The following is an 11,678-nucleotide window of genomic DNA, read 5'->3' as shown; positions in this document are numbered from 1 at the left end:
CCGCGCCCCGGCGCGCCCCTCGCTTGGCCCACCGCACCCCTTCCACTCCGCCACGGTCCCGCCACGGTGCGCCACCCTTCCCAGCGCCGGTGACGGTCCGTACGGTGTGACGCACCGAACGCCACTCTCTCGAGCCATTTTCGTTGCATTGGGTGATATGGCGGGGGCAGGGTGTGATGTATTGGTCCTTCGACAACAGCGGCGGCGGTGCGGACGGGGGAAGGTCCGGCGTCGCCCGGAGGGGCAAGGAATGTCGCAAGACGGTGGGGCCGGCGAGGGCCGGGTGGCACAGGTGGGGGCCCGGGGCGGTGATCGGCGCGAGCCGTGGCACGAGACGGGGCCGTGCGCCGGCCGTGCATCCGAAGAGGCGGCGGGGTGGCCGCAGGCGCGCACGCGGGAGGGCACGACAGCCGGCCAGCGCCCGGAACCATCCCAGCGCCCGGACCACACCGAGCATCACGACCGCACCCAGCAGCACGACCACACCCAGCAGCACGACCAACCGCGGCACCAGGACCCCGACGAGCCGCCGACGCGGTGGGTGCCGGCCGAGCACCACGAGCCGCCGACGGAGCACCAGCAGCCCGGTCGGGACTGCGCCGGCTCCCCGCCGCAGCGCTGGGAGTCGGGCGCGCTGGCCCACGGGGTGGCCGATCCGTTCGGCCAGGGCCCGCTGCCCTGGCTGCGCGGGCGGGACAGCTACGTGGACGGCTCCGGCTCGATGGTCCCGTGGTACGTGGACCTGGACTCCGCCGGCGCGCCCGGCACGGTCCGTCCGCGCCCCGGCGAGCTGCGCAACGCGGACGACGTCCACCAGCAGATCAAGGGCTTCGCCACGGCCGTCTCGGTGCGCCCGGGCGAACGCCTGGACTTCAAGATCACCGCGAATCCGCCGCAGAACCTCACCATGGACTGGTACCGGATCGGCCACTACGGCGGCAACGGGGCGCATCGCGTCGGCGGCAGCCCCCGGCTGTCCGGCATAGTCCAGCCCGAGCCGCTGGTGGCGGGCCGCACCGTCTCCTGCCACCACTGGTGGCGCAGCTGGCGGTTGAGCGTGCCCCGGGACTGGCGTCCCGGCGCCTACGTGGCCGTGCTGACCTCGGAGGACGGCCACCGCAGCCACATACCGTTCACCGTGCGGGACGACGAGCCGGCCGACTTCCTGGTGGTCATCCCGGACATCACCTGGCAGGCGTACAACCTCTTCCCGGAGAACGGCCGCACCGGGGCGAGCCTGTACCACTCCTGGGACGAGCGGGGGCGGCTGCTCGGGGAGCGGGACGCCGCCACCACCGTGTCGTTCGACCGCCCGTACGCCGGCTCGGGTCTGCCGCTGCACGTCGGCCACGCATACGACTTCATCCGGTGGGCCGAGCGCCAGGGTCTCGACCTGGCGTACGCCAGTGCCCTGGACCTGCACGCCGGCCGGGTGGATCCGACGCGCTACCGGGGGCTGGTGTTCACCGGGCACGACGAGTACTGGTCGGCGCCGATGCGGCAGGCCGTGGAGGCGGCGCGGGACGCCGGCACCTCGCTGGTGTTCCTCAGCGCCAACACCATGTACTGGCAGGTGCAGGTGAGCGCGTCGCCGTCGGGTGAGCCGGACCGGCTGGTGTCCTGCCGCAAGAACCACCCGGACCGCTCCGGACGCACCGCGCACTGGCGGGTCTGCGGCGAGCCGGAGCAACTGGTGCTCGGGGTGCAGTACGAGCGCCGGGTGGCGGAGCCGGTGCCGCTGGTGGTGCGCAACGCGGGGCACTGGCTGTGGGAGGGCACGGGGCTGGCGGAGGAGGACACGCTGCCGGGGCTGGTGGCGGCGGAGGCGGACCGCTACATGCCGCGGGTCCCGCTGCCGGAGTGCAGCGGACGGGTGCTGCTGTCGCACTCGCCGTACCGGGACGAGGAGGGACGGCCGCGGCACCAGCAGACGTCGCTGTACCGCGCGCCCAGCGGGGCGTGGGTCTTCGCCTCCGGGACGTTCGCCTGGACGCCGGCGCTGGACCGTCCGGGCTGTGTGGACGAGCGGGTGCAGCGCGCCACCGCGAACCTGCTGGACCGGATCCGCAAGTCCGAGTAACCCCAGCCCCAGCCCACCCCAGCCCCAGCCCACCCCGCCCCGCCCCAGCCCAGCCCAGCCCAACCCAGCAGGCCAGCCGCAGGCGGCGGGCCTGCGGCTGGCCCACGGCCGGCACCGGCGCGGCCCACCCCGGCCGCCCGCCGCGGTGGCGTGGCAGACTTCGGACTCGGGGGGAGCCCCAGCAGAGGAGTGCCACGCCACCATGAGCGGATTCGTGACCGTGCCGGAGCCGGAGCAGGTCCCCGGCCTCACCCATGTGCACACCGGGAAGGTGCGCGACCTGTACCGGGACGGTGACGGCAACCTGGTCATGGTCGCCCACGACCGCATCTCCGCCTACGACTGGGTGCTGCCGACGGAGATCCCCGACAAGGGCCGCATCCTGACGCAGCTGTCGCTGTGGTGGTTCGAGCGGCTGGCCGACCTGGTGCCGCACCACGTGATCTCGACCGAGCTGCCGGACGCCGCCCCGGCGCACTGGAAGGGCCGCACGCTGGTCTGCCGGCCGCTGCGGATGCTGCCGGTGGAGTGCGTGGCCCGGGGCTACCTGGCCGGCTCCGGCCTGGTCGAGTACCGCCAGTCGCGGACGGTCTGCGGGATCGCGCTGCCGGAGGGGCTGGAGGAGGGCAGCGAGCTGCCCGCGCCGATCTTCACCCCGGCCACCAAGGCCGAGGTGGGGGAGCACGACGAGAACGTCACCTACGAGGACGTGGCCCGCACGGTCGGCGCGGAGACCGCGGCGCGGCTGCGCCACCTCACGCTCGCCATCTACGGCCGGGCGAAGGAGATCGCCTTGGACCGCGGGCTGGTCCTGGCGGACACCAAGTTCGAGTTCGGCGTCGAGCCGGGGGAGGCGGCGGGCACCGCCGACCTGGCGGCGGAACCGGCCGCCGTCGGTGAGGAGCCCCGGATCGTGCTGGCGGACGAGGTGCTCACCCCCGACTCCTCCCGCTTCTGGCCGGCCGACGACTGGCAGCCGGGCCGCGCGCAGACGGCGTTCGACAAGCAGTACGTCCGGGACTGGCTGACCTCGCCGGCCTCCGGCTGGGACCGCGCCGCCGACACCCCGCCCCCGCCGCTGCCGGACGAGGTCGTCGAGCGCACCCGCGCCAAGTACATCGAGGCCTACGAGCGCCTCACCACCCTGACCTGGCGCTGACCAGGGCCGGAGCGCTCGTCCGCGGCCCAGCGCCGGCCGGTCTCGGGTCAACGTCCCCGGACCGGCCGGCGCGGCGGGGGCTCACCCCTCCAGGCTGCTCATCACGTGCTTGACGCGGGTGTAGTCCTCCAGCCCGTAGGCGGAGAGGTCCTTGCCGTAGCCGGAGGACTTGAAGCCGCCGTGCGGCATCTCGGCCACCAGCGGGATGTGGGTGTTCACCCACACGCAGCCGAAGTCCAGGTCGCGGCTGAGCCGCAGGGCGCGGGCGTGGTCGCGGGTCCACACGGAGGAGGCCAGCCCGTACTCCACGTCGTTGGCCCGGCGCACCGCCTCGGCCTCGTCGGTGAACCGCTCCACGGTGATGACCGGCCCGAACACCTCGGTGCGGGTGATCTCGTCGCCCTCGCGCAGTCCGCCGACGACGGTCGGGGCGAAGAAGTAGCCCTCCTCGCCGACGCGGTGGCCGCCGGTGAGGACGGTGGCGTGCGCGGGCAGCCGCTCCAGCATGCCGGTGACGTGGGCCAGCTGGGTGGGGTTGTTCAGCGGGCCGTAGGCGGCCTCGGTGTCCGAGGGGGCGCCGGTGCGGGTGTTCTGCGCGGCCTCGGTGAGCAGTTCGACGAAGGCGTCGTGCGCCTCGTCGGCGACCAGCACGCGGGTGGCGGCGGTGCAGTCCTGGCCGGCGTTGAAGTAGCCGGCCTCGGCGATGCCCTGGGCGGCGGCGGCCAGGTCGGCGTCGTTGAACACCACGCAGGGCGCCTTGCCGCCGAGTTCGAGGTGCACGCGCTTCAGCCCGGCCGCGGCGCCGTGGGCGACCTCGCGGCCGGCGCGCACCGAGCCGGTGATGGAGACCATCGCCGGGATCTCGGACTCCACCATGGCGCGCCCGGTGTCGCGGTCGCCGCAGACGACGTTGAACACGCCGGGCGGCAGGATCTCGTTGGCGATCTCGGCCAGCAGCACGGTGGAGGCCGGGGTGGTGTCGGAGGGCTTGAGGACGACGGTGTTGCCCGCGGCGATGGCCGGGGCGAACTTCCACACCGCCATCATCATCGGGTAGTTCCACGGCGCGACCTGCGCGCACACCCCGACCGGCTCGCGGCGCACGTAGGAGGTGAGGCCCTCCATGTACTCGCCGGCGGAGCGGCCCTCCAGCAGCCGGGCGGCGCCGGCGAAGAAGCGGATCTGGTCGACCATCGGAGGGATCTCCTCGGTGCGGGTGAGGCCGACCGGCTTGCCGGTGTTCTCCACCTCCGCGGCGATCAGTTCCTCGGCGCGCTCCTCCACCGCGTCGGCGATCCTGAGCAGGGCGCGCTGCCGCTCGGACGGCGTGGTGCGGCGCCAGGTGGTGAAGGCCTCGGCGGCGGCCTGCATGGCGGCCTCGACGTCGGCCGCCGAGGACAGCGGCGCGGTCGCGTAGGCCCGGCCGGTGGCCGGGTTCACCACCTCGGACGTCCGGCCGTCGGCGGCGGCCTGCGGCTTGCCGTTCACGACGTTGTGCAGCACCCGGAGGGTGTTCATCGGCACTCCTCGCCTCCTCGCGTCCAGCTTTTGGACAGCGTAGAACGGGGCTGAGGAATCCGTCAGCAGCATGCCGTTAATTCCACGAAAACCGACACGTTCGGCGGGTATGAGCAACGGAATCCTTGCGTCCGGTCGTGCCCGAATGTCAGAGTGCGAGGGTGGCCAAGACCTACACCTGGGGTACGAGATGAGCGTCAGCGCCGAGAGCTTCAGCGGTTCGGTCGCCTCCACGACGGAGCGCGGCGAGAGGGACCGGGCCGCCTACGACCACCTGTGGATGCACTTCACCCGGATGTCGTCCTACGCCGACGCGCCGGTGCCCACCATCGTGCGCGGTCAGGGCACCCGCATCTGGGACAGCGAGGGGCGCGAGTACCTGGACGGGCTGTCCGGGCTGTTCGTGGTGCAGGCCGGCCACGGCCGGGCCGAGCTGGCCGAGGCCGCCCGCAGGCAGGCGGAGCAGCTGGCGTTCTTCCCGGTGTGGAGCTACGCCCACCCGACGGCGGTGGAGCTGGCCGAGCGGCTCGCCCACCTCGCGCCCGGCGACCTCAACAAGGTGTTCTTCACCACCGGCGGCGGTGAGGCGGTGGAGACCGCCTGGAAGCTGGCCAAGCAGTACTTCAAGCTCACCGGCCGGCCGAGCAAGTACAAGGTGATCTCGCGGGCGGTGGCCTACCACGGCACCCCGCACGGCGCCCTGTCCATCACCGGGCTGCCGGCGATGAAGGCGCCGTTCGAGCCACTGGTGCCGGGCACCCACAAGGTGCCGAACACCAACATCTACCGGGCGCCGGTGCACGGCGACGACCCGGAGGCGTTCGGCCGGTGGGCGGCCGACCAGATCGAGCAGCAGATCCTGTTCGAGGGGCCGGAGACGGTCGCCGCGGTCTTCCTGGAGCCGGTGCAGAACGCCGGCGGCTGCTTCCCGCCGCCGCCCGGCTACTTCCAGCGGGTGCGGGAGATCTGCGACCGGCACGACGTGCTGCTCGTCTCCGACGAGGTGATCTGCGCGTTCGGGCGGCTGGGCACGACGTTCGCCTGCGACAAGTTCGGCTACGTGCCGGACATCATCACCTGCGCCAAGGGCATGACCTCCGGCTACTCGCCGATCGGCGCGGCGATCATCTCCGACCGGATCGCCGAGCCGTTCTACGGCGGTGGCGAGACGTTCCTGCACGGCTACACCTTCGGCGGCCACCCGGTCTCCGCGGCCGTGGCGCTCGCCAACCTCGACCTCTTCGAGCGGGAGGGCCTGAACCAGCGGGTCCTGGACAACGAGGCGGCGTTCCACAAGACCCTCGCCAAGCTGCTCGACCTGCCGATCGTCGGCGACGTGCGCGGCAACGGCTACTTCTACGGGATCGAGCTGGTCAAGGACAAGGCCACCAAGGAGTCCTTCGACGAGGAGGAGTCCGAGCGGATCCTGTACGGCTTCCTGTCCAAGGCGCTGTTCGCGAACGGCCTGTACTGCCGGGCCGACGACCGCGGCGACCCGGTGGTGCAGCTGGCGCCGCCGCTGATCTCCGACCAGTCCACCTTCGACGAGATCGAGCAGATCCTGCGCTCGGTGCTGACCGACGCCTGGAAGCTGATCTAGCGGCGGACGTCCTCCCGGGAGCCGTCCGCCGGGAGGCGGCTCCCGCGGGTAGCTCCCCCGGGGGAGGCACCCCACCGGCCCACGGGGGACGCACCGCGCCCGCCGCCCGGAATACGCTGCGACGGCTATGGAATCCTCCCCCGGCCACCACCCCGCCGCCCCCGGCACCGACCCGCGTCCCGCAACCGGCACCGGCACCACCCCCGGTCCCGGCGCCGCTCCTGGTCCCGGCATCACCCCGGGTCCCGGTCCCGGCGCCGGCCGCTCCGTGGCGGAACGCGCCCGGTGGTGGCCGGCCGCCGTCCGGCTGGCGCTGTGGGCGGAGCCCGCCCGGCCGGCCCCGCCGCCCCCGCCGATGCCCCGGTGGCGGCTGCGGGTGGGGCGCCCGCTCGGCGTCACCGCCGTCCTGATCGGCACGGGCACCGCGACCGGGCAGCTCACCGGCATGATCGAGGTCTCCACGGTGCCGCTGGCCTGGGCCCTCGGCGTCCTCCAGGTGCTGCCGCTGCTGCTGGTGGAGCGGCGCCCGCTGACCGCCTGGCGGATCTCCCTGGTCGGGATGGTGCTCTCGCTGTGGGCCGCCCAGACCAGCAACTGGCCGTGGCCGTTCGCCTCCTGCGTCGCCTACCCGCTGCTGCTCGCCCTGAGCGCCCGGGCACACGACCGGCGGGTCGCCGACGGCATGGGCGCGGTCAGCGTCCTCGCCCTGGTCGTGCCGGCCATGCTGGTCACCGCGATGCCGCTGGCGGTGGCGGTGCTGCTCGCGCTGGTCGTGGTGGCCGCGCTCTCCTACGGCAGCGGCCAGCGCTCCCGCCGCGAGGCCGAACGCCACCTGGCCGAGGCCGAGGAGCGACGCCGGCGGGACCTCGCCCGGCAGGCCGTGCTGGAGGAGCGCGCCCGGATCGCGCGCGAACTGCACGACGTGGTGGCGCACCACATGTCGATGATCGCGATCCAGGCGGAGGCGGCGCCCTACCGCGAGCCGGGCCTGCCGGAACGCACGCTGCGCTCGCTGGAGGCCATCCGGGAGGCGTCGACGACGGCGCTCACCGAGATCCGCCGGGTGGTGGGGCTGCTGCGCGAGGGCGACGCGGACGACCCGGTGGAGCTGGCACCGCAGCCAGGGCTGGCCGAGGTGCCGAGGATGGTGGACGCGGCCCGCGACGCCGGGATGGCGGTGGACCTCACCATGCTGGGCGGAGGCGGGGGCGGGGGCGGTGAGAGTGGCGAGCCGCTGCCGATCGCCGTGGACGTCTCGGCGTACCGGATCGTCCAGGAGGCCCTGAGCAACGCCGGCCGCCACGCCCCCGGCGCCCGGGTGCGCATCGAGGTGACGAGGTCGGCCGAGTCCGTGCGCATCCGCGTGACCGACGACGGCGCCGGCGAGGCGACGCGGGACGCGGACAGCCCCGGCCCCTCCGGCGGCGGCCACGGCCTGGTAGGCATGCGCGAACGCGCCACGATGCTCGGCGGCACCCTGAAAGCCGGCCCGACAGGGCAAGGCGGCTTCGAGATCCTGGCCGAACTGCCGCTTCGCAGCCCCGAAACTCCCCCCGCCCGAGAGGGATGAGTCAGCGCCCGAGTGCGGACACGAAGTGGACCCAGTCGTTGGCGGAGAAGACGAGGATCGGGCCGTCCGGGTCCTTGCTGTCCCGGACGGGCACCACGCCGGAGGCAGCGATGTTGAGGGCGACCTCGACGCACTCGCCGCCGTCGCCGTCGCTGTAGGAGGACTTGACCCATCGAGCGGTACCGATGGCGACATCGTGGCTCATGTTCTGTACTCCTTCAGCAGAGTCTCGATGAGGTCCATCGACCCCTCAGGCGACAGCGCGTGTGCCCTGAGCCGAGCATAGGAGTCCAGGTGCAGGGCGACCGTTCTCGGTGAGTCATACAGGCGGCCTCCCCCGGACCATCCGCATAGAGCACCGTGGGGAGTCCTCGCAGGCCAGCACGGCGACGGGCTTGGAATATGCGCCGGACGCTCCGATCGCGAACGGCAGGACCTGAAGATCGATACCCGGCTACCTGTCCGGGCGGGCGATGATCGCGGCGCGGATGTGTACGGGGCTCAGCGGCGTACCCCGGCCTTCGCATCCCGCGCCGGGCCGGGTTTCCGCTCACCGCTATCTGGCTATTCCGCACCCAGGATGCGCAGGCCGTGGTGGGCCTGGAAGTCGTCGTAGTCCTTGAAGTTGAGCGTGGCGAGGGGCAGGTCGTAGGTGATGGCGCAGGCCGCGATCCACATGTCGTTGATCGGGCCGCGGGCGTCCACGTTGGATGCCGGCGGCGGAGAGGCGGCCCCAGGTGGCGGCAACAGCCTCGTCACCGGGCAGGATCGGGATGCCCGAGAGCCAGTCGGCGAGTTCTTGGCGGCTGCGGGTTCCCCAGTGGCGGATTTCGGTCCACTTGGTCAGTTCACCGAAAGTGACGAAGGTGATCAGGGGCCTGCGGCCGATCAGCCGAGTAGCCAGTGATCCGGTGAGTTTGCCCTTGTGAGAGAGCGAGGCGACGTCGGTGTCGAGGAGGACGGGCTGCATGACGGCTCAGGCGGCGTCCCGGTGGCGTTCCGCGTACGTGAACGCAAGAAACTCTTCCAGTTCCTCATCCGACTCGAAGGTGTCGGCGGTGAGGTCGTCGAGTGAGCGGATCGGCTGGGTGTTCTTGGCCGCCAGCAATTCCTCGACCGACAACCGGGGCCGAGGCGCGGGGTAACCGGAGTGGTCCGCGGCAGGTGCGTTCACGGGAACCTCCAGTGTGGATGGGATTGCCGGGCCAGTGAGAACCAGCATAGGGCGCCAAGCTGTGCGGCACGCGGCTTTCATCCCGACGTGCGTCGCCCTCAGGATCCCCGCGGCCGGTGGTCGGACCGCGGGGACCCTCGGGTCCGGAACCTACGGCTCGGGGTGGGTGCGTAGGGCCTGGGTGAACCAGGTGAAGACCGGGGCCAGGGTGGGCGGGAGGGGCCAGCCGTTGATCGAGGCCAGCAGGTGCCAGTAGCGCTCGGTGCGGGGGTCGTTGGCGACCTCCAGGCGGGTCAGCAGCCAGGTGCGCAGGTCGGCGTCGTCGGGGCGGTTGAAGGTCTGGGCGTAGCGGGCGGTGAGGGCGGCGACGACGTGGGCGGCCTCGGCGGAGTCCGGGGCGGTGCCGGCGTCGAGTGCCCGGCCGACGGTGTCGCGGACGGCCTCGGTGAGTTCGTGGTGCAGGCCGGTGCCGTCGCCCCGTCCCCGCTCGGCGGCCTGGTACTCGGCCATGCGGCGCACCGCCGCGCGGAAGTCCGGGTCCTGGGTGAGTTCGGCGAGCTCCACCCAGGCGTCCACCTGCTCGGGCTCGGGGTCGTCGGGCAGTTCGGGCATGGCGGAGCGCATCATGTCGACGAACTCGGCGTTGGCGTCCAGGCCGCCGAAGGTGTCGTCGATGAAGTCGTGGATGAGGCGTCGGCGTTCCTCGTCGGAGAGCTTGGCGAGCTTGTGCATCAGGTCCGTTTCCTCGAGGGTGGAGCCCCGCTTGGCCACCGCGCGCAGCACGGCACGGCGCAGCCGGAGGGTGCGGATCTGCACCTCGAGTGCGTCGGCGTGCGCGGCCGCGATCTCGGACACCGAGACCTCGCGCTCCAGCACCCGCCGGATGGCGGCGAGGTCGAGGCCGAGGTCGCGCAGGGTGCGCACCAGGTCCAGGCGTGCGAGGGCGTCGATGTCGTAGAGGCGGTAGCCGGCCGGGCTGCGGTCCGTCGGCGGCACGATCCCGGTGTCGGAGTAGAACCGGATGGTCTTGACCGTCAGCCCGGTCCGCCGGGCCAGGTCGCCGATCGTGAAGAGCGTGTCGCCGTCCATGCCCACACCCTCGGGTCTCCCCACGGGGGAGACTCAAGCCCGCTCACCGGACGCGGGTGCGCGCCGAACGTAACGGTGTCGACGATTCCGGTTACCGGGCGCTGACTCTGTGTTAGTCTCGCGTTCACAACGACAGACGGAACCCCGGCGGGTGCTGGAACACCCCCGGGGCGCGGTCACCAGCTAATGGTCAAGGAGCTGACGACGTGCGTCACTTTATCGCGCGTGCCCTCATGGCGCCCATCCTCGCGGTTCTCGCCCTCTGCCTGCCGGCCAGCGGCCGCCATCGCCGCCTCGGGCCAGCGCCCCACCGTCGGCCCCCCGCGCCCTCCTCGCCGGAGCCGCCGACCACCCGGCGGTACCGGGAGGAGATCGCGAAGGCGCCGCGCAGTCCCTACGCCGAGGCCAGCGCCGTCGGGGCACCGCTGGACGGGGAGGAGGTCGCCCTGATCCGCCCCTACCTGCTGCGTGACCCGGGGCAGGGTGACGCAGGGCAGGGTGACGCAGGGCAGCGTGACCCACGGCAGCGTGAGGAGGAGCAGCGCCTGCAGGCGCAGCGGCGGGCGGCCCTGCTGCTGGCGCTGGACGGGATCGACGTCGTGCCACCGACGATCCACGGCGTGCCGGTCCCCATCGCCATGGCGGCGGCGGGCTAGACGGTGGCCGGGTGGACGGCGGGCCGGGTAGCCGCCGGACCGCGCTCCGTAGGCTTTCGGCATGACAGATCACCTTCCGCAGCGCCCGGACGGGAACGCGTCCGGGCGGCGGGTGCGGGTCGTGCTGGTGGACGATCAGGAGATGGTCCGGGACGGCCTCGGCGCGCTGCTGGCGTCCGCCCCGGACATCGAGCTGGTCGGCGAGGGCGCCAACGGCTTCGACGCGATCCGGCTGGCCCGCGAACTCGCCCCCGACGTCATCGTGATGGACATCCGCATGCCGGAGATGGACGGCCTGGCCGCCACCGCGCGGATCGTCGGCCCCGACCCGGCCGAGGACGCCCCCAAGGTGCTGGTGCTGACCACCTTCGACCTGGACGAGTACGTCTACGAGGCGCTCGCGCTCGGCGCCAGCGGCTTCCTGCTCAAGGACGCCCCGGCGCGCGACCTGATCGCCGCCGTGCGGATCGTCGCCTCCGGTGACGCGCTGCTCTCCCCCTCCGTCACCAAGCGGGTCATCGGCACGTTCGCCCGGCGGCGCCGCTCGGGCGCCTTCCGCCCCGAGGCGGCGAAGGCGCTCACCCCGCGTGAGCTGGACGTGCTGCGCCAGCTGGCGCGCGGCCTGTCCAACGCCGAGATCGGGCAGCGGCTGTTCCTCTCCGAGGAGACCATCAAGACCCACGTGGGCCGCATCCTCACCAAGCTGTCGCTGCGCGACCGCACCCAGGCGGTGGTGTTCGCCTTCGAGAACGGGCTGACCGGAGACGCGGGGCCCGGTGAGGCGGGAGGCCCCGGCGAGGGTGACGGGGGCGCCACCTGAGAGGGACCCGAA

General features: G+C 72.8%; 11 protein-coding genes. 6 read left to right on the top strand and 5 right to left on the bottom strand.

All coding sequences use genetic code 11. The features are described 5' to 3' along the window. Nucleotides 1–250: 250 nt before the first annotated feature. Both FHU37_RS10875 and FHU37_RS10870 read left to right on the top strand, forming a co-directional pair. On the top strand, nt 251–2,080 hold the full coding sequence (locus FHU37_RS10875) for a N,N-dimethylformamidase beta subunit family domain-containing protein (RefSeq protein ID WP_246449741.1): 1,830 nt from the start codon (nt 251–253) through the stop codon (nt 2,078–2,080). Between the two features lie 202 nt (nt 2,081–2,282). Continuing rightward, nucleotides 2,283–3,239, top strand: coding sequence for a phosphoribosylaminoimidazolesuccinocarboxamide synthase (locus FHU37_RS10870; RefSeq protein ID WP_179813995.1), 957 nt, complete (start codon nt 2,283–2,285; stop codon nt 3,237–3,239). An 81-nt stretch (nt 3,240–3,320) separates the two neighbouring features. Here FHU37_RS10870 and FHU37_RS10865 read toward each other — a convergent pair whose 3' ends face one another. Further along, on the bottom strand, nt 3,321–4,757 hold the full coding sequence (locus tag FHU37_RS10865) for a gamma-aminobutyraldehyde dehydrogenase (RefSeq protein WP_179813994.1): 1,437 nt from the start codon (nt 4,755–4,757) through the stop codon (nt 3,321–3,323). 190 nt (nt 4,758–4,947) lie between these two features. Here FHU37_RS10865 and FHU37_RS10860 point away from each other — a divergent pair, with 190 nt between their 5' ends. Both FHU37_RS10860 and FHU37_RS10855 read left to right on the top strand, forming a co-directional pair. Further along, the gene (locus FHU37_RS10860; RefSeq protein ID WP_179813993.1) at nt 4,948–6,357 is read left to right on the top strand and encodes an aspartate aminotransferase family protein; all 1,410 of its coding nucleotides are present in this window, start codon (nt 4,948–4,950) and stop codon (nt 6,355–6,357) included. A gap of 127 nt (nt 6,358–6,484) precedes the next feature. Beyond that, nucleotides 6,485–7,927: a sensor histidine kinase gene (locus FHU37_RS10855; protein WP_179813992.1), complete on the top strand. Its 1,443-nt coding sequence runs from the start codon at nt 6,485–6,487 to the stop codon at nt 7,925–7,927. Between the two features lies 1 nt (nt 7,928). Here the strand turns inward: FHU37_RS10855 and FHU37_RS10850 are convergent, their stop codons facing one another. The 4 genes from FHU37_RS10850 to FHU37_RS10835 form a co-directional block, all read right to left on the bottom strand. Next, entirely contained in the window at nt 7,929–8,132 is a 204-nt protein-coding gene (locus tag FHU37_RS10850; protein WP_179813991.1) for a DUF397 domain-containing protein, read from the bottom strand. Between the two features lie 359 nt (nt 8,133–8,491). After that, entirely contained in the window at nt 8,492–8,632 is a 141-nt protein-coding gene (locus FHU37_RS27450; protein WP_218904002.1) for a PIN domain-containing protein, read from the bottom strand. A 271-nt stretch (nt 8,633–8,903) separates the two neighbouring features. Then, nucleotides 8,904–9,101: a hypothetical protein gene (locus tag FHU37_RS10840; protein ID WP_179813990.1), complete on the bottom strand. Its 198-nt coding sequence runs from the start codon at nt 9,099–9,101 to the stop codon at nt 8,904–8,906. Between the two features lie 150 nt (nt 9,102–9,251). Beyond that, nucleotides 9,252–10,190: a helix-turn-helix domain-containing protein gene (locus tag FHU37_RS10835; protein WP_179813989.1), complete on the bottom strand. Its 939-nt coding sequence runs from the start codon at nt 10,188–10,190 to the stop codon at nt 9,252–9,254. A gap of 206 nt (nt 10,191–10,396) precedes the next feature. Here FHU37_RS10835 and FHU37_RS28055 point away from each other — a divergent pair, with 206 nt between their 5' ends. Both FHU37_RS28055 and FHU37_RS10825 read left to right on the top strand, forming a co-directional pair. Then, complete coding sequence (locus FHU37_RS28055) at nt 10,397–10,846, top strand: hypothetical protein (RefSeq protein ID WP_312892545.1); 450 nt, start codon at nt 10,397–10,399, stop codon at nt 10,844–10,846. 61 nt (nt 10,847–10,907) lie between these two features. Continuing rightward, nucleotides 10,908–11,666 (top strand): response regulator, encoded by a 759-nt coding sequence (locus FHU37_RS10825; protein ID WP_179813988.1) that lies wholly within the window; start codon nt 10,908–10,910, stop codon nt 11,664–11,666. The last annotated feature ends 12 nt before the right edge of the window (nt 11,667–11,678 follow it).

The organism is Allostreptomyces psammosilenae, assembly GCF_013407765.1.
Lineage (GTDB): Bacteria > Actinomycetota > Actinomycetes > Streptomycetales > Streptomycetaceae > Allostreptomyces > Allostreptomyces psammosilenae.
The sequence above is the reverse complement of the archived record's forward strand: the minus strand, read 5'-3'. Positions and strand labels throughout refer to the sequence as shown.